The sequence below is a fragment of the Salinimicrobium sediminis genome, from assembly GCF_900215295.1.
Taxonomy (GTDB): domain Bacteria; phylum Bacteroidota; class Bacteroidia; order Flavobacteriales; family Flavobacteriaceae; genus Salinimicrobium; species Salinimicrobium sediminis.
This window is the reverse complement of sequence record NZ_OCMF01000005.1, coordinates 123463-140978: the sequence shown is the minus strand read 5'-3', so window position 1 is coordinate 140978 and position 17516 is coordinate 123463. Positions and strand designations below refer to the sequence as shown.

Here is a 17516-nt window from a genome sequence, read left to right as displayed (position 1 = left end):
TGCTATGGATATTCTATCTCTATTTGTCGTTGTTCCGGTACTGGTGATCCTGGCGCTGGTGTTTACGAAAGATCTTAGACAGGCAAGGGTCATTTCCATGATTGGCGGTTTAGTCCAGCTGGGAATGGCAATAAATCTTTTGTTCGCCTACTTCAGGGAAAGGGCAGTCAATGACTCGGTCATGCTATTCACCCGCGACCTGGTTTGGTTCGAACAATTCAACATCCATTATAATATTGGAGTGGACGGGATCTCAGTTTCACTGATCCTGCTTACTTCCATCATCGTTCTCGCCGGAGTTTTCATCTCCTGGAAGATGGAAGAGCTGCCTAAGGAATTTTTCATTTCTTTGATCGTGCTTGCTACGGGAGTCTACGGGTTCTTTATTTCCATAGACCTCTTCACCATGTTCGTGTTCTATGAGATCGCAGTAATACCAATGTATCTTCTAATAGGCATCTGGGGTTCGGGTAACAAAGAATATTCGGCTATGAAGCTCACCCTGATGTTAATGGGAGCTTCCGCAGTCCTCCTGGTGGGAATTCTCGGAATCTACTTTAATTCAAATGCCGATGGAGGAGCGCTAACTTTTAATATCCTCGAGATTGCTAAAGTGAATATTCCTTTTGAAGCCCAGAAGCTGTTCTTCCCATTAACCTTCATAGGATTTGCCATTTTAGGAGCCTTATTTCCATTCCATACCTGGTCACCTGACGGACATGCTTCTGCGCCTACTGCAGTTTCCATGCTACACGCCGGAGTTTTAATGAAGCTTGGAGGCTACGGAATTTTCAGAGTAGCTATGTTCCTGCTTCCTGCCGGAGCTTTGGAATGGAGCTGGTTCTTTATCATACTTTCGGCTACCGGAGTGATCTATGGTGCCTTCGCTGCCCTGCGTCAAACCGATCTAAAATATATTAACGCCTATGCATCTGTGAGCCACCTGGGGATGGTGACTTTTGCACTGCTTATGCTGAACAAAACGGCCTGGAATGGTGCTATTTTACAGTCCCTGTCTCACGGATTCATGACTGCACTCTTCTTCGCTTTAATTGGGATGATCTACGGAAGGACCCACACCCGGGACATTACAAAACTGGGTGGCTTGCTTAAAGTTATCCCTTTTATTTCGGTAGTATACGTAATTGCCGGAATGGCTTTACTGGGTCTTCCCGGCTTCAGCGGATTCGTCGCCGAAATGAACATCTTTATGGGTGCATTTCAGCAGGACAGCATGTTCTACAGGGTCGCTACCATTGTCTCCATCTCCGCCATAGTAGTCACGGCCGTTTATGTGCTTCGGGTGGTTGGGATCATGCTTATGGGAACGGTAAAAAATGAAGCTTATAACAATCTGGAAGGAACCACCTGGTATGAGAAAACCGGAATTATGCTATTGTTGATCCCCATTGTAGGAATTGGTATAGCTCCATTATGGATAAGTAACCTAATCATGGAAAGCCTTCAGCCTTTCATTCAGGGAGTGCTATAAATTAAAAGAATAGAAAATGGAACTGAGTAGTTTTTTACTAATGCGGCACGAGATCTCCCTACTGGCGATCATCCTGCTGCTTATCATTGCCGAGATCGCCATCCCCGATCATAAAAAGAGTAGTATTCTCCACCTGGCTTTGCTTTTCTTCGGAATTCATACTGCTGTAGGCTTCCTGCCCCTGGCTGAGAGTTTTCTGTTTGGAGGCATGTTCAGGAGTAATGACATGATCCACTTTTTCAAGGGTATCCTGAATATTGGTGTTTTCACTCTTTTACTTCAGTCGGCGGAATGGCTCGAAAAAAATATGCTAAGCCAGGAAAGGGGCACAGAATTTTTCATCCTGTTGTTCGCCTCCCTTCTGGGAATGTACTTCATGATCTCTGCCGGAGATTTTCTTATGTTCTTTATAGGAATGGAGCTTTCCACCCTTCCGGTCGCTGCACTTGCCGCCTTTGAGATCATCAAGAGAGAATCGGGCGAGGCGGGAATTAAATTCATACTTTCGGCAGCTCTGGCTTCAGGCGTGTCTCTTTTTGGGATCACCATGCTTTATGCCACCAACGGCTCCATCTATTTTGATGACATTTTAACCACCCTGACAGCGGAAAACCTGACAATCCTTGGATTTATACTCTTTTTCGCCGGACTGGCGTTTAAGATTTCCCTCGTGCCCTTCCACTTTTGGACTGCCGATGTTTACGAGGGAGCTCCAATTGGAGTGGCATCCTATTTATCAGTAATTTCCAAAGGTGCTGCAGCATTCATCCTAATGATCCTTCTGTTTACTGTGCTGAAGCCTTTAATGTACATCTGGGAACCTATGCTTTACTTACTGGCCGTGGCTACGATGTTCATCGGGAATATTTTCGCCTTACGGCAGGAGAATATGAAGCGTTTCCTCGCCTACTCCTCTATTGCCCAGGCAGGTTTTATACTGTTGGGTCTAATGACCGGCACCCAATTGGGAACAGCCACAGTGGTATATTTCGTTACCATTTACATCTTCTCGAATCTGGCAGCCTTTGGAGTGGTGCAGGCTATATCCACCCAAACCGGGAAAGAGAATATGAAAGATTATGAGGGTCTTTACCGCACAAATCCGAAATTAAGCCTTGTAATGATGCTGGCACTTTTCTCGTTGGCAGGTATCCCTCCTGTTGCAGGATTTTTCGGAAAATTCTTCCTCTTTACGGCAGCGGCAAGCGAAGGTTATTACCTGCTCGTTTTCCTTGCTGTGGTTAACGTCACCATCTCCCTCTACTATTACCTCCTGGTGATTAGAGCAATGTTTGTTAGAAAAGGAGAAGCACCAATTCCCTTTTTTGAGAATAGATTATACATGCGACTCGGGCTTTTAATTACAGTGATAGGGATTCTTGCCCTTGGTTTATACAGCCCCTTGTACGATTACATATATCAGTTAAGTACATTCTTAAATTAGGTCTTATGGCATTAGATGGAAAGCATAGCTTCGGAAGCATTGGAGAAACAAGAGTGAGCTTCATTGAAAAGAAAATTGATGAAGAACGGAAGGAGTTTCTGACAAGGCTATTAGAACACAATGGATTTCAGGTTATCATTGAGGAGGAAAAGAAAAAAACTCCTGAAGAACCTCAGTTATATACAATAGGAGTAACCGATATTACATTTAACCCTGTGATTGGGGTTTTCGAAAGAAAATTAAAAACATTTGACGGTCGTAAGGTAACGCCGGGATATTGGAAGCAGCTTACCGAAGACACCAAACCGCAATACTGGAAATAGGTTCAGTTGATTTTTGTTTAAGTTTAGGTTGGCCGGAAACGGCCGGGCCCTGCAAGTTGCAGGGCCTTTTTTTGAATACCAGTTTATAATCCTGAGATAGATGCCGGTTTGGCGCCCGGTGGAATGGGTGCAGGCACCACGTTTTCTACGGGTTTGGTACTCTGCAGGTAAACGTACATGGCCTCCAGGTCCTCATCTGTAAGATGAGCAAAGTTGAACCAGGGCATTGGAGGTAACAAATCTCTGGCATTCTCAATTCCTTTGTACTTTCCTTTTTGCATAGCTGTTTTGAACTGTTCCAGGCTCCAGTTACCAATCCCGGTTTCATGAGAAGTAATATTTGCTGCAAAAGAAGTTCCCCAGGGTCCGTAAGCAGCAGTAAGATCTCCGCTCATTGCTATAAAACCAGGTGGAAGATTAGCCATGTCAACTGCGGGAAGCTCCTGCCCCTGCTGATAACCTGAAAGTAGCAATCCTGCAACCTCTTCAGGCCCTCTTTCTCCAAACTTCTTAGGAGAATGACAGTCTGCACAACCAATTGTAGTAACAAGATATTCTCCTCTTTTAACCTTTTGATCGTGGGATACTTCGACAACCGTTGGCTCTTCGGATACTTTGGCATAATTCTTTTCCTGGCAACTGCTAAGAAACAAAGAAAGTAGCATTAACAGCCCGGGTAGAAACCATCCGGCTATTCCCATTAACAGCCGGCTGTACGATTGTTTTAAATTAATTTTTACCATAATGAGAATTGTTTATAACACACAAATCTCTTCAAAAAAAGGATTCATTTTAGGTAAAAACGTTAAAAATCAATTAAATCAGATGAAAACAACATGATCACCTAAGGAATACGAAATTCAAAAACCGCCTGACTATTGATTGCAGTTATCTCCTCTCCTCGTTTTCCCTCAATTCTTTCATCATCTACGTGCATATCTTCTCCCATCCATTTGATACGAACTTCCTTGACCTTTTTTAAGAAAGCAAAATCTTCCAGAGGTCTTTTCTTACGATTTTCCATAAGATCCTCAATGTATTGGGCAAGATCTTCCCTCGCATCTTCGGGAACGGCAATAAGTTCAAAATTGCCATCACCGGTATTGGCACCGGGAGCAAGTTCAAAATGAGGGCCTATAAATTTTATGTTCATGAGCTCAATAAGGAGAAACTTACCGGTTATCTCCTCTTCGTCTGCAATAATAATAGCTTCACCTGCGGCATAACTTCTTACGGTTTTTAGCAGCTCCTGCAAAGATTTCTTCAGTTCGACCTCAGGATCTAACTCCCCATCCTCTTCTTCTTTTTCCTTCATTATTTTGACCAGCCGCGGGAAAATTCCGAAACCGAGTGCCTCTATAAAAAAATCGGGTTCACCGGCCCCTTTTACTTTGCCCACATCAAATCCTACCGTATTTTGATATTCTACCAGCTTCTCTACAGGAGCATCCAAATTAAGCGTAGCGGCGATATTATTGGCTGTTCCCATAGGTAGTATTTGCACAGGAACCTTTTTAATTTGATCATCCTCATTTAGCAGAGCTGCCACCAGCTTTTGAACCGTCCCATCACCCCCGGCAACAAAAATGACATGAACTTTTTCTTTGGTAAATCGCTCCCATCCCGGCAGGTCAGTAGAGAAATACTTTACTTCGTACCCAGCCGATTCAATTTTTTTAATCAGGCTCTTTTTACTGTGTTCGCCGGATCCTGCTGTGGGATTATGAACCAGAACTGCTTTTCTCATTTCACTTGGTTTTTAATAAAAATAAGCAGCAAAAAACACTTCTGGGTGCTTCTTAACACAGACTTATAATTCCAACGTTTACAATTAATTCAAAGTTTTGTATTTTACTTTAAGAACCAGATTAAAAATATTTGTTATGAAGATATTAGTGACCAATGATGACGGAATATACAGCCCCGGACTTTCCTGCCTTGCCAAATGTGCAGCTGAATATGGTGAAGTAATTGTCATGGCGCCCGATGTGGAACAATCTTCCATGGGACAAGCCATAACTTCTGCAAAACCTATTACTTATAAAAAATCTCCCATTCACTTCGAAGGCATGGAAGCTTACCGCGTAAGCGGAACTCCTGCCGATTGTGTAGCCCTGGGGATCCACCTTTTTGATGATATAGATCTTGTGCTTTCCGGAATAAATATTGGTTCAAATCTGGGAAATTCAGCATGGCATTCCGGAACCCTTTCGGCTGCCCGGCAAGCTGTTCTTTTCGGTATACGAGGAATTGCTTTAAGTGTCTCTGTAGGGGAAGATGAACCCGATTTTGAAGCTTTGGAACCTTTTGTAAAAGCTGCCTTACAGGATACAGTTAAGGAACATGAAATGGAACTTTTAAATATCAATTTTCCGCGGCAACCCGAAGGAGATATAGTTTGGACCTGCCAGTCTATACGTCACTATGATGGTAAAGTCATTCAGCAACAGGACCCGATGGGAAGAGACCACTATTGGTTCACCGTTTTTCCTATTGAAGAGGTCGAAGAAGGTACAGACCGGTGGGCAGTGAAAAACGGAAAAACCAGCATTACTCCGATGATCCTGGACTTAACCAATAAAAAGATCCTGGAAGGGAAAAGATCATAGAAAACTTTCCGAATAAATATCCAGGTAAATTTTGCACTTTCAAAGCGGGATTAAGAGCACTTTATCATTAATAATAAACAAAGAATAAGAGGATGTTCACTGGATTTATTTAATTTCATTTTACTTGTTACGCAACCTTTATAAGTTTTTTTACTCATACAAGTAGAAGCTCCTTTCATTAAAAATCCTTGTTATGCTAAAAAGAATATTTAAAGTTATTAATTTTTTAATAACTATTGTTATAGTATCATCTTGTTCAAAAGATAATACTGACTTTGTTGAAATGAATGGTAGATTTAATCAGGAAAATACAGATTGTGAGGGATTTGATTGTACTGAATATATTCAATTTATCGGAAATTCTCAAGCAGATCTCGGAATAGGTGATATAATATACAGAGTAGATTACAAAATCAGTGGCGAAAAGATTGATCTTTTCTTTGATAAAGACAGGAAAATGAATTTTTCATTTATCGTCAAAAATGAGAGGACACTGCTTAGAGCAGAGGACAATACAAGTTGGGTAAAACTATAGAACTATTTTTCAAAAAGTAAAGTTCAAAATCAGTCCGAATTTGAAATCCTACGCACAGGTACTGACACGCCTGCACAGATTTTTTTGCCAGCCCTTCGGTTTAAGAGCAAGCGTTGGCTTCAATTAAAACAAAAAAACCTGCACAAAAGTGCAGATTTTTATTTTGTAGGGGTGGCAGGTTTAATTTGCTTGTCCCGTCATGCCAGTAAATTCAGAACCTTTCTCTTTTCCCTATCCTCCAGGTAAGCGATTAGGTGACCTTTAGAAGGGTATTTTTTGCATTTTAAAAGTACTATTCTATATAAAAAGTTATAAGATAATTTTATCTGATTATGCTGTTTTGTGATTTTTAAAGAAGACCTTAAAGGTGCTTCCTTCTCCTTTATCACTCTCTAGCTTAATTCGGCCATCATTATCTTCAATCATTTGTTTAATAACATAAAGCCCCATTCCGGTACCTTTTATATCATTATGTAATCTTGAAGATTTTTTGAACACAAGTCTCTGATCTTCACGTGATATACCCAATCCATTATCCTGCACACACAGGATCACAAAATCTCCTATTTCCTCTGTGGCTATATTTATCTCTGAAGCTTTTTCAGGATCGTTAAATTTGACCGCATTATGGATAAGATTATAGATTACACTTCTTAGACTGCTCCTGGGAAAAGTTATCTCTGCTACCTTTAGATCCGTTGTTACTTTTATATTTTTTTTCCTAATCTCCAATTTAAGGGCGAGAAGTATATCTTCGCAGATATCTTTAATGTTCAGCTTCATTTCTTCGGAAGATTCTGCCCTCTCCTCTACCTTACCGGCAGTAAAGTCTTCAATCAAAGTTTCTAGACTTCTTGAAGATTTTCGGAGGGTGTCGGCCCATTTGCCGAACTGTCTAGAACCGTCCTGTGAAGAAACCATCTTTAATCCATCAGCAACTAAGGAGATTGTTGAGAGAGGTTGTCTTATATCATGTGCTAAGGCAAACATGAGGATCTCGTACTGAGAATTCAATTTTTCCGATTCTCTCAAAGCAAGCAATCTCTTTGTAACATCTGTAAAAGTGATAATAACTCCGTTAATGACATCCTCCTCGTGTTCAATATAAGGAACAATGTTCATCTGATACCAGTAGCCGTCTGTGGTCTGCACTTCTTTTTCCAAAGAATCACTTGGATTATCAATTACCTCACGAATATCTTCAACAACATGGGGATAACGGAGGTTATCCTTAATATCTGAGATATGGCTACCCACATGATCATATGTTAAAGAAAATTGTTTCATTGCTGGTGGAGTGAAGATCCTCAAAATGAGATCGGCATCAACAAACAGCTGCGGAATTACTGTATTGGAAAAATAATTTGCAAGGTCGAAATTAAGTTGCCGTAATTGTCGGGCATCATTTCTGGGAGTCTCAGCCATAGGCACAAAAATAAGATCTTATTATTTAACATTATATCACAAAATAAACAAATTATACCGCTAAAGATGTGAGGCAAAACTAAGGGGGAAGAAAGCAAGAGGAGAACATGCGGAGCGATGTTGAAAAAGTTCTCCCCCTTTATTTTTAGAAGTTTCCAGGGGAACCTGCGGCCTTCTTTATCTAATAATACCATTAAAAAAAGCCTCGCATCAAAAATGCAAGGCTTTATTTGTCGGGGTGGCAGCCCCGAAGTGTCGGGGGAACCTGCGGCCTTCTTTATCTAATAATACCATTAAAAAAAGCCTCGCATCAAAAATGCAAGGCTTTATTTGTCGGGGTGGCAGCCCCGAAGTGTCGGGGGAACCTGCGGCCTTCTTTATTTAATAATACTATAGAAAAAGCCTCTCATCAAAAATGAAAGGCTTTATTTTGTCGGGATGGCAGCCCCGAAGTGTCGGGGAACCTGCGGCCTTCTTTATCTAATAATACTATAGAAAAAACCTCGCAAGAAAAATGAAAGGCTTTATTTGTCGGGTTGGCAGCCCCGAAGTGTAGGGGGAATTTGCGGCCTTCTTTATCTAATAATACCATTAAAAAAGCCTCGCATCAAAAATGCAAGGCTTTATTTGTCGGGGTGGCAGCCCCGAAGTGTCGGGGGAACCTGCGACCTTCTTTATCTAATAATAGCATAAAAAAAGCCTCGCATCAAAAAGGCAAGGCTTTATTCGTCGGGGTGGCAGCCCCGAAGTGTCGGGGGAACCTGCGACCTTCTTTATCTAATAATAGCATAAAAAAAGCCTCGCATCAAAAAGGCAAGGCTTTATTCGTCGGGGTGGCAGGATTCGAACCTGCGGCCTCCTGCTCCCAAAGCAGGCGCGATAACCGGGCTACGCTACACCCCGAGATCAGCTTGCGCTGATAAAACTCAATAAGCAAATTTCAAATTCCAATTTGAATCTTAAATTCTGAATCTTGAATCCTCTTAGCGGCTGCAAATATAATATTTCTTTTAATATATCTGGCGTATTACATACTTAATAAAATCTCTTGATTCCACCTCTATTCATCTTCTCCATTTTCTTGTTATCTTTGGGTTTGCATTAATCTTGATCAACTTCAACTTCTTAAAAATGAAAAAAATATTCCTTCTTTCCCTTAGCCTTGGTCTTTTCGCATGTGGTGAAAACGGAAATACAAAAGCCCAGGAGACAGAAACTACTCCTGAAAATGATACTGTTCAGAAAATTTCAGTAGTTACTATTCCCGAAGAACAACTTACTACTGCCGAATATGAGTATGAGGTAGTAGTGCCCGGCCTTGACATTGCATGGGGAATGGATTTCCTTCCCGATGGCAGCATGTTGATCACCGAAAAAAGTGGAGAATTGATCCATTTTAAAAATGGCCAGAAACAACAGGTACAGGGAGCTCCCGAGGTGTATAACCGGGGACAAGGCGGATTCTTAGATGTTGCCCTTAGCCCTAATTATCAGAGTGACGGCTGGATCTATTTCACATACGCTTCATCTGCAGGAGAAGGTGAAGGCGGAAACACAGAATTAATGCGCGCCAAACTTGAAAACAACCAGCTTACAAATAAAGAAGTTTTATATAAAGCAGTCCCGAATTCTACCCGTGGACAACATTTTGGATCCCGAATAGATTTTGACAATGAAGGTCATCTTTACTTCAGTATTGGAGATCGTGGAGACCGGGATGTGAATCCGCAGGATCTTACACGAGATGGAGGAAAAGTGTACAGGCTGAATTTAGACGGCAGTATTCCGCAGGATAATCCTTATGTAGGAGTATCTGGCGCTAAGGAAGCTGTATTTTCATATGGTCATAGAAATCCGCAGGGGATGATCTTCAATTCAGACACCAATGAGATTTGGGTACATGAGCATGGACCACAGGGTGGTGACGAAATTAATGTAGTTAAAAAAGGTGCTAACTATGGATGGCCATTGGTAAGTTACGGCATCAATTACGATGGCACTTCTTTTACTGACGAGACTTCGGGACCAGATTTTGAAGATCCTATTTACTATTGGGTTCCGTCAATTGCCCCAAGTGGTTTTGCACATGTAACTTCAGATAAATATCCCGACCTCAAAGGAGATATTTTGGTAGGTTCCTTAAAATTCCAGTATGTAGAGCATCTTACCCTTGACGGGAAAAAAGTTACTGCAAGGGAAAAGATCCTGGAGAATATTGGCCGCGTACGTGATGTTGTACAGTCACCTGACGGGCATATCTATGTTTCTGTAGAAGGAAAAGGAATTGTAAAAATACTTCCGAAGCAATAAACATGAACAAAGTTTTATGGACTTTTTTACTGGTGATCAACCTGGGATGTAAAGACACAAAGCAACAAGCAGATCAAAAGCTTACCAGGACACCACGATCTCCTGAATTCAAAGAAAGTATAGACAGAGGCGCAGGACTTTACAATAATTTCTGCGCCTCCTGTCATCTTTCTGGCGGCGAAGGCATCAAAGGTGTTTTCCCTCCCCTTAATCAATCAGATTGGCTGGCTAATAAACAAAAAGAAGCAATTCGTGCTATTAAGTTTGGATTGCGTGGTCCTATTAAGGTGAACGGAGAAAAATATGACAATTTAATGCCCGCTTTGGGATTAAGTGACCGTGAAGTCGCAGATGTGATGAACTACATCAATAATTCCTGGGAAAACAATAATGAAGATCAGGTGACCGAAGAAGAGGTAGCAGCTATAGAAAAATAAAACCAGATTTTACAACTTGGTAAATAATTACCTTTGCCGAAAATTTGAATATGCTGATCATTGGAATTGCCGGGGGTACCGGAAGTGGAAAAACCACTGTTGTTAATCAAATCATTGAGGAATTAAAAAATGAAGAAGTAGATGTCATTTCTCAGGATTCATATTACCAGGATACCAGCCACCTCACCTATGAGGAACGAACAAAGATCAATTTTGATCATCCAAAATCCATAGACTTTGACCTTCTGGTTTCTCATTTAAAAGATCTAAAGGCCGGCAAGACAATTCAGCAGCCTGTATATTCCTTTAAAGAACACAATCGCACGGCCCAGACCATCACCATTGAACCCCGCAAAGTTATTATTGTGGAAGGGATCCTTATCCTCACACATGCAGACATTCGGGAAATGTTCGATATCAAGATCTACGTACATGCCGATAGCGATGAAAGGTTGATACGCCGCCTAAAGCGTGATATCGCAGAAAGAGGCCGTGACCTTGAAGAGGTGCTTAACCGTTATCAAAACACCTTAAAACCCATGCATCAGCAATTCATTGAACCTACCAAAGAATTTGCAGATATTATAATTCCTACAAATCGCTATAACACTGTAGCTGTTGATATTGTTCGCACCATTATTCGTCAACGTTTACTCTAATTTTGTATATTTCGGGCTATGAAGATGAAAGAGATCCTAAGCAATAAATGGTTTCGCATAGCCAGCAACAAATATTTGCTTGTCCTGGTGGCCTTTGTTTTCTGGATGCTCTTTTTGGATAGTAACTCCTGGCTTATTCACCGGGAACTTGATCTTGAGATCAATGACCTGGAGAAAAATAAAAAGTACTACCTCAACGAGATCTCTCACGATAAGGCGATCATGGAAAATCTTAACGATTCCCTGGAGCTCGAAAAATTTGCCCGCCGGGAATATTTTATGAAACGGGATAATGAGGAGATCTTTATTATTGAATATAAGGAGGCCGAAGAATAGGTGCTAAGAATGTCATTTTAGAGACCCTTAATTTTTAATGAAAATGAGCACGAATTTATTCACAGAATTTGAAGAAGTATCGGCTAAACAATGGAAGCAAAAGATCCAATACGAACTAAAAGGGGCCGATTATAATGAAACTCTGGTCTGGAAATCTCTCGATGGGATCAATGTAAAGCCTTTTTATCACCCTGATGAATCTCCCGAACCTGTACAGGTCAATAACCCTCTAAAATGGAATATTACTGAACAGATCTATGCCGCTTCTGCGGAAAGAGCCAACAAAAAAGCACATGAAGCCCTTGAAAAAGGAGCAGAAAGTATTTGGTTCATCATTCCTTCTGAAGAAATAGATCCTGGGATCCTGCTAAAGGACCTAAATCTCACCGAAATTGCTGTTTACCTGAAGCCGGAATTTGCTTCCGAAGCATATTTCCTAAAGCTAAACGACTCAGTTGAACCCGGCTCAAAAGTTTTTCTTCAGTTTGACATTATTGGTAACCTCGCCCGTAGCGGCAATTGGCATAAGGACCAAAAACAGGATCATAAGGTATTGAATACCCTCCTACAAAAATGTAAAAATCTGGAGTCATTTATTTCAGTTGATACCTCTCTGTATCAAAATGCAGGGGCAAATATTCCGCAGCAACTGGCTTATGCCCTGGGACATGTCAACGAGTATTTCCACCACATTTCAGAAACAGGGGTATCAAAAAAGGTAAATTTTCAGTTCCTTATTTCTGTAGGGCCCAATTACTTTTTTGAGATCGCAAAGGTTCGGGCCTTGCGGCTGCTCTATACCACGCTGAAGTCTGAATATGATTTTGTGGGAGAGTGTAATATCCTGGCACAACCCACCCGTCGTAATAAGACGCTTTATGATTTCAATGTCAACTTACTTCGCACGACTACAGAAAGTATGAGTGCAGTACTGGGGGGGGTTGACAGCGTTTGCAACATGGCATATGATGCTATTTACCACAAGAATAATAGCTTCGGAAGCCGTATCGCTCGAAATCAGTTGCTGGTGCTGAAACACGAAAGCTATTTTGAAAAAGTTGCTAACCCTGCTGAAGGCAGCTACTATATTGAAACCCTTACCCACGAAATGACTGATAAAGCGCTGGATATTTTTAAAACCATTGAAAAAGGCGGCGGATTTATCACTCAGCTAAAAGAGGGAATCATTCAGAAAAAAATTGCCGAAAGTGCTCAAAAGGAACAGGAAGAATTTGATGAAGGCAAACTGGTGCTCATTGGCACCAATAAATATCCAAACCCCCAGGATAAGATGAAGGAGGAATTGGAGCTTTATCCTTTTGTAAAACACAAACCAAGAAAAACCCTGCTTCAGCCGATAATTGAAAAACGATTATCAGAAAAAACAGAACAGGAAAGACTTAAGAAGGAGAACGAAATTAACAGCGAAAACTAAATTATGGGCAGAAAGGATCTTCAGCATTTAGAGCTGAAAACAACAGCAGAGAATTCAGAAAGACCTGAAAATTCCTATGCTTTTCAAGATCTGCCCCATCTAAAATTCGCTGCGGGGATACCACCTTACCTCCGGGGCCCTTACAGCACCATGTATGTTTCCCGGCCCTGGACCATTCGCCAATACGCCGGATTTTCAACTGCCGAAGAAAGTAATGCATTTTACCGCCGCAATCTTGCCGCCGGTCAAAAAGGACTTTCGGTCGCTTTTGATCTGCCTACGCACCGTGGCTACGATAGTGATCATGAACGGGTTGTAGGAGATGTTGGAAAAGCAGGAGTTGCCATAGATTCGGTAGAAGATATGAAGATCCTCTTCGACCAGATCCCTCTGGACAAGATGTCGGTATCTATGACCATGAATGGGGCCGTACTACCCATCCTGGCTTTTTACATTGTTGCCGCCGAAGAACAGGGAGTTAAGCCTGAACAACTTTCAGGAACCATCCAAAATGACATTTTAAAGGAATTCATGGTGCGGAATACTTATATCTACCCACCTACTCCTTCCATTAAGATCATATCAGACATCTTTGAGTATTCTTCGAAGCACATGCCGCGCTTTAACAGCATTAGCATCTCAGGATATCACATGCAGGAAGCAGGTGCTACCAGTGAAATTGAACTGGCTTATACCCTTGCAGACGGGCTGGAATACATACGTAAAGGTTTGGAAGCGGGAATGGACATTGACAGCTTCGCCCCCAGACTTTCCTTCTTTTGGGCCATTGGTCTTGACCACTTTACTGAGATCGCAAAATTGAGAGCTGCAAGAGCACTCTGGGCAAAGCTGGTAAAACAGTTCAATCCCAAGAACGAAAAATCTCTTGCCCTTCGCACCCACTGCCAAACAAGCGGCTGGAGTCTTACTGAACAAGATCCTTTCAATAATGTGGCGCGAACCTGTATCGAAGCTGCAGCTGCGGCTTTTGGAGGCACGCAAAGTTTACATACAAATGCCCTGGATGAAGCCATTGCTTTGCCCACCGATTTTTCTGCACGTATTGCAAGAAATACCCAGTTGCATTTGCAGCAGGAAACCCAGATCACCAGAACCGTAGACCCATGGGCCGGCAGCTATTTTGTTGAAGCCCTGACAGATGAGATCGCCCTTAAGGCATGGAAGCTTATCGAAGAGGTAGAAGAACTGGGCGGGATGACTAAGGCAATCGAAGCCGGAATTCCTAAACTGCGCATTGAAGAAGCTGCGGCTATGAAGCAGGCCCGAATCGACAGTGGGCAGGACATTATTGTAGGAGTCAATAAATACCGTAGAGAAAAAGAAGATCCTATCGTCACGCTGGAAGTTGATAACCAAACTGTGCGCCGACAACAGGTTGAACGCCTTGAACAGTTGAAAGCCGAAAGAAATTCGGCAGAAGTGACTTCAGCATTAAAGAATCTTACCGATGCAGCGCGATCGGGTGAAGGAAATCTATTAGCTTTAGCTGTAGATGCGGCAAGAAAACGAGCGACTTTAGGGGAGATAAGTGATGCTCTCGAAGAAGTTTTTGGAAGGTATAAAGCAAAAATTCAATCTTTTAGCGGGGTGTATTCAAAAGAGATAAAAGACGACTCTTCCTTTAAAAAAGCAAGAGAACTAGCGAACAAATTCGCGGAACAGGAAGGCCGCCGCCCACGCATTATGGTGGCCAAAATGGGCCAGGATGGACATGACAGGGGAGCAAAAGTTGTAGCCACTGGCTATGCCGATGTTGGTTTTGACGTGGATATAGGTCCACTGTTCCAGACTCCGGCAGAAGCAGCCAAACAGGCTGTAGAAAATGACGTTCACATCCTGGGAGTATCCTCGCTGGCTGCGGGTCACAAGACTCTCGTACCTCAGGTAATTGAAGAACTAAAGAAACAAGGGCGGGAAGATATTATGGTGATCGTGGGCGGAGTAATTCCTTCACAGGATTATCAGTTCCTGTTCGATGCCGGTGCAGTAGCAGTTTTTGGTCCCGGAACAAAGATCAGCGAAGCTGCAATCCAACTGCTGGAAATACTCATAGAATAATGTTTAAGGTTTAAGGTTTAAGGTTTAAAGTTTAAAGTTTAAAGTTTAAAAATCTGCACAAGCCGTGAGAAAAACAAGTCTATTCTTGGTTTAATCAATTAAAAAAGCATCAACCTACATAATCTGATGATTGCTCCCTTTCGATCAATCCTTGTTAATTGATCATTGTTAATTGATCATTGTTAATTGATCATTGTTAATTGATCATTGCTAATTGGATCTTCTCTGAGCCTGGACAATTCTTCTGTGACTTCTGTTCTATCGTTAGCAGTTGTTATAGATGTAGATAAGCACCGCTGCTACTCCTCTTTGCAGCTCTCTCAGCCGTAGGTCCTGGAACCTCGGGTTACCCCGATCTCTTAGGCAGACCGGGTTTCTTTTTCATCGGCTCTAATTTTACAGCCCGAAAAGACGATAAGAAAAAATAAAAGTTGAAACAATCCGCATTAAAATATGTAAAGAATTGATGCTTTTCATATGAAAAAAAATTAAAGGGTTATATCTTAGGTCTCAAAAGAATAATTTAAAATTTGTCCTTTTTCTAAGGCTTTAAAAAAAACTCAACCAATATTAAGGATCATTCCTAATATTTTTAAGGAAACAACATATGAACTACACACAAAAAATGTTACGGGACGATGCATTAAAAGGAAAAAATATTGTGGTCACGGGAGGCGGAAGCGGACTGGGAAAGGCAATGACAAAATACTTTTTGGAGTTAGGAGCTAAAGTGGCAATTACTTCCAGAAATCTGGAAAAACTGGAGAATACTGCACGGGAATTAGAGACTGAAACAGGAGGCACCTGTTTGGCCCTGCAGTGTGATGTAAGGCATTATGACCAGGTGGAAAATATGTTGCAGCAAACCGTGGAAGCATTTGGGCCGGTGGACATCCTTCTGAATAACGCAGCCGGAAATTTCATTTCTCCAACCGAGCGCCTTAGTGCCAACGCATTTGATACCATTATTGACATTGTACTCAAAGGGAGTAAAAACTGCACCCTGGCTTTTGGTAAACACTGGATAGATAAAAAAGAGCAAAATAAAACTGTGCTAAACATCGTAACCACCTATGCCTGGACCGGTTCTGCCTATGTCGTCCCAAGTGCAACTGCAAAAGCCGGAGTGCTGGCCATGACCCGTTCGCTTGCCGTGGAATGGGCAAAATACGGCATCAGGATGAATGCGATCGCTCCCGGTCCTTTCCCAACCAAAGGAGCATGGGACAGGTTGCTTCCGGGAGATCTTAAAGAGAAATTTGATCTGGCCAAAAAAGTGCCTTTAAAGAGGGTGGGAGAGCATCAGGAACTGGCAAATTTGGCGGCTTACCTGGTTTCAGATTTTTCGGCTTACATAAACGGGGAGGTAATCACTATCGATGGAGGAGAGTGGCTAAAAGGTGCCGGGCAATTCAATCTTTTGGAAGCCATTCCGGAGGAAATGTGGGACCAGCTGGAGGCAATGATCAAATCGAAAAAAAGTAATTAATCTTTTAAGTCCCGCTGAAATTTTTCAGCTGAAAATCACCTTTTTAAGGCCCTTCAGAAATAGCATTTTTGAAGGGTCTTTTCTATGTGAACCTGCTAAGAACCTGTTAACAAATTACCTTTCGTAAACCTATAATAAATTGTATTTTTACCCTTTAAATTCAAAATAATTGAATGGGTAAGATCATTGCCGTTGCAAATCAAAAAGGAGGAGTAGGTAAAACTACAACTTCGGTTAACCTGGCAGCATCATTAGGGGTGCTTGAAAAAAAAGTTTTGCTTATCGATGCCGATCCGCAGGCGAATGCTACTTCGGGACTTGGGATAGATGTTGAAAGTGTGGAGTTAGGCACCTATCAGTTGCTGGAGCATTCTATAAAAGCTGAAGAAGCAATTTTAAAAACTGAATCTCCCAACCTGGATATTATTCCTGCCCATATTGACCTTGTTGCTATCGAAATAGAACTCGTGGACCAGGAAGAGCGGGAATACATGCTTAAAAAAGCCATTGGACACCTGCGGGAAAAATATGATTATGTGATCATTGACTGTGCCCCGTCCCTGGGACTGCTTACCTTAAATGCGTTAACTGCTGCCGACTCTGTGATTATTCCTATCCAGTGTGAGTATTTTGCGCTTGAAGGCCTCGGGAAACTTTTAAATACTATTAAAAGCGTTCAGAAAATTCATAATGACAAACTGGATATTGAAGGTTTGTTGCTCACCATGTATGATTCGCGCCTACGCCTGTCAAATCAGGTAGTGGAAGAGGTACAAAAGCATTTTGATGAGATGGTGTTCAAGACAATCATTCAGCGTAATGTGCGTTTAAGTGAAGCCCCCAGTTACGGGGAGAGTATTATAAATTACGATGCCGGTAGTAAGGGCGCAAGCAATTATCTAAGCCTGGCACACGAGATCATAAAGAAAAATTCATAGAAGAA

16 protein-coding genes and 1 tRNA gene are annotated in these 17516 nt (G+C 41.8%); 13 read left to right on the top strand and 4 right to left on the bottom strand.

What is annotated here, in order from left to right; genetic code table 11:
• Nucleotides 1-4: 4 nt before the first annotated feature.
• From CRO16_RS15375 to CRO16_RS15365, 3 genes are read left to right on the top strand one after another with little or no spacing between them, the layout of a single operon-like run.
• The gene (locus CRO16_RS15375) at nt 5-1492 is read left to right on the top strand and encodes a complex I subunit 4 family protein (protein WP_097057288.1); all 1488 of its coding nucleotides are present in this window, start codon (nt 5-7) and stop codon (nt 1490-1492) included.
• A 16-nt stretch (nt 1493-1508) separates the two neighbouring features.
• Nucleotides 1509-2936 (top strand): NADH-quinone oxidoreductase subunit N, encoded by a 1428-nt coding sequence (locus tag CRO16_RS15370; protein WP_097057287.1) that lies wholly within the window; start codon nt 1509-1511, stop codon nt 2934-2936.
• A gap of 5 nt (nt 2937-2941) precedes the next feature.
• On the top strand, nt 2942-3259 hold the full coding sequence (locus CRO16_RS15365) for a hypothetical protein (protein ID WP_097057286.1): 318 nt from the start codon (nt 2942-2944) through the stop codon (nt 3257-3259).
• An 83-nt stretch (nt 3260-3342) separates the two neighbouring features.
• Here the strand turns inward: CRO16_RS15365 and CRO16_RS15360 are convergent, their stop codons facing one another.
• Complete coding sequence (locus CRO16_RS15360) at nt 3343-4002, bottom strand: c-type cytochrome (protein WP_218839745.1); 660 nt, start codon at nt 4000-4002, stop codon at nt 3343-3345.
• 101 nt (nt 4003-4103) lie between these two features.
• Nucleotides 4104-5006: a diacylglycerol/lipid kinase family protein gene (locus tag CRO16_RS15355; protein ID WP_097057285.1), complete on the bottom strand. Its 903-nt coding sequence runs from the start codon at nt 5004-5006 to the stop codon at nt 4104-4106.
• A 136-nt stretch (nt 5007-5142) separates the two neighbouring features.
• Here CRO16_RS15355 and surE point away from each other — a divergent pair, with 136 nt between their 5' ends.
• Nucleotides 5143-5868 (top strand): 5'/3'-nucleotidase SurE, encoded by a 726-nt coding sequence (gene surE, locus CRO16_RS15350; RefSeq protein WP_097057284.1) that lies wholly within the window; start codon nt 5143-5145, stop codon nt 5866-5868.
• Nucleotides 5869-6061: 193 nt separating this feature from the next.
• The gene (locus CRO16_RS15345) at nt 6062-6403 is read left to right on the top strand and encodes a hypothetical protein (RefSeq protein ID WP_097057283.1); all 342 of its coding nucleotides are present in this window, start codon (nt 6062-6064) and stop codon (nt 6401-6403) included.
• Nucleotides 6404-6733: 330 nt separating this feature from the next.
• Here CRO16_RS15345 and CRO16_RS15340 read toward each other — a convergent pair whose 3' ends face one another.
• Both CRO16_RS15340 and CRO16_RS15330 read right to left on the bottom strand, forming a co-directional pair.
• Nucleotides 6734-7828, bottom strand: a complete 1095-nt coding sequence (locus CRO16_RS15340) for a sensor histidine kinase (protein ID WP_097057282.1) — start codon at nt 7826-7828, stop codon at nt 6734-6736.
• Between the two features lie 828 nt (nt 7829-8656).
• Nucleotides 8657-8731, bottom strand: a tRNA-Pro gene (locus CRO16_RS15330).
• Nucleotides 8732-8959: 228 nt separating this feature from the next.
• Between CRO16_RS15330 and CRO16_RS15325 the strand changes: the two genes are divergently transcribed.
• The 8 genes from CRO16_RS15325 to CRO16_RS15290 all read left to right on the top strand — a co-directional run bounded on the left by CRO16_RS15325 (nt 8960) and on the right by CRO16_RS15290 (nt 17511).
• Nucleotides 8960-10138 (top strand): PQQ-dependent sugar dehydrogenase, encoded by a 1179-nt coding sequence (locus CRO16_RS15325; protein ID WP_097057313.1) that lies wholly within the window; start codon nt 8960-8962, stop codon nt 10136-10138.
• A gap of 2 nt (nt 10139-10140) precedes the next feature.
• Nucleotides 10141-10575, top strand: coding sequence for a c-type cytochrome (locus CRO16_RS15320; RefSeq protein ID WP_097057280.1), 435 nt, complete (start codon nt 10141-10143; stop codon nt 10573-10575).
• A gap of 50 nt (nt 10576-10625) precedes the next feature.
• Nucleotides 10626-11234, top strand: coding sequence for a uridine kinase (gene udk / locus CRO16_RS15315; RefSeq protein WP_097057279.1), 609 nt, complete (start codon nt 10626-10628; stop codon nt 11232-11234).
• An 18-nt stretch (nt 11235-11252) separates the two neighbouring features.
• Complete coding sequence (locus tag CRO16_RS15310) at nt 11253-11570, top strand: FtsB family cell division protein (protein WP_097057278.1); 318 nt, start codon at nt 11253-11255, stop codon at nt 11568-11570.
• A 43-nt stretch (nt 11571-11613) separates the two neighbouring features.
• Nucleotides 11614-13005, top strand: coding sequence for a methylmalonyl-CoA mutase subunit beta (locus CRO16_RS15305; RefSeq protein WP_097057312.1), 1392 nt, complete (start codon nt 11614-11616; stop codon nt 13003-13005).
• A gap of 3 nt (nt 13006-13008) precedes the next feature.
• Nucleotides 13009-15084, top strand: coding sequence for a methylmalonyl-CoA mutase (scpA, locus tag CRO16_RS15300; protein ID WP_097057277.1), 2076 nt, complete (start codon nt 13009-13011; stop codon nt 15082-15084).
• Between the two features lie 607 nt (nt 15085-15691).
• On the top strand, nt 15692-16573 hold the full coding sequence (locus CRO16_RS15295) for an SDR family oxidoreductase (protein ID WP_097057276.1): 882 nt from the start codon (nt 15692-15694) through the stop codon (nt 16571-16573).
• A 173-nt stretch (nt 16574-16746) separates the two neighbouring features.
• Nucleotides 16747-17511: a ParA family protein gene (locus tag CRO16_RS15290; RefSeq protein WP_097057275.1), complete on the top strand. Its 765-nt coding sequence runs from the start codon at nt 16747-16749 to the stop codon at nt 17509-17511.
• Nucleotides 17512-17516 lie beyond the last annotated feature (5 nt).

Bases quoted from the DNA above. Each gene is read 5' to 3' on its own strand.
- CRO16_RS15375 (WP_097057288.1), top strand. From the start codon at position 5: ATGGATATTCTATCTCTATTTGTCGTTGTTCCGGTACTGGTGATCCTG.
- CRO16_RS15370 (WP_097057287.1), top strand. From the start codon at position 1,509: ATGGAACTGAGTAGTTTTTTACTAATGCGGCACGAGATCTCCCTACTG.
- CRO16_RS15365 (WP_097057286.1), top strand. From the start codon at position 2,942: ATGGCATTAGATGGAAAGCATAGCTTCGGAAGCATTGGAGAAACAAGA.
- CRO16_RS15360 (WP_218839745.1), bottom strand. From the start codon at position 4,002: ATGGTAAAAATTAATTTAAAACAATCGTACAGCCGGCTGTTAATGGGA.
- CRO16_RS15355 (WP_097057285.1), bottom strand. From the start codon at position 5,006: ATGAGAAAAGCAGTTCTGGTTCATAATCCCACAGCAGGATCCGGCGAA.
- surE (WP_097057284.1), top strand. From the start codon at position 5,143: ATGAAGATATTAGTGACCAATGATGACGGAATATACAGCCCCGGACTT.
- CRO16_RS15345 (WP_097057283.1), top strand. From the start codon at position 6,062: ATGCTAAAAAGAATATTTAAAGTTATTAATTTTTTAATAACTATTGTT.
- CRO16_RS15340 (WP_097057282.1), bottom strand. From the start codon at position 7,828: ATGGCTGAGACTCCCAGAAATGATGCCCGACAATTACGGCAACTTAAT.
- CRO16_RS15325 (WP_097057313.1), top strand. From the start codon at position 8,960: ATGAAAAAAATATTCCTTCTTTCCCTTAGCCTTGGTCTTTTCGCATGT.
- CRO16_RS15320 (WP_097057280.1), top strand. From the start codon at position 10,141: ATGAACAAAGTTTTATGGACTTTTTTACTGGTGATCAACCTGGGATGT.
- udk (WP_097057279.1), top strand. From the start codon at position 10,626: ATGCTGATCATTGGAATTGCCGGGGGTACCGGAAGTGGAAAAACCACT.
- CRO16_RS15310 (WP_097057278.1), top strand. From the start codon at position 11,253: ATGAAGATGAAAGAGATCCTAAGCAATAAATGGTTTCGCATAGCCAGC.
- CRO16_RS15305 (WP_097057312.1), top strand. From the start codon at position 11,614: ATGAGCACGAATTTATTCACAGAATTTGAAGAAGTATCGGCTAAACAA.
- scpA (WP_097057277.1), top strand. From the start codon at position 13,009: ATGGGCAGAAAGGATCTTCAGCATTTAGAGCTGAAAACAACAGCAGAG.
- CRO16_RS15295 (WP_097057276.1), top strand. From the start codon at position 15,692: ATGAACTACACACAAAAAATGTTACGGGACGATGCATTAAAAGGAAAA.
- CRO16_RS15290 (WP_097057275.1), top strand. From the start codon at position 16,747: ATGGGTAAGATCATTGCCGTTGCAAATCAAAAAGGAGGAGTAGGTAAA.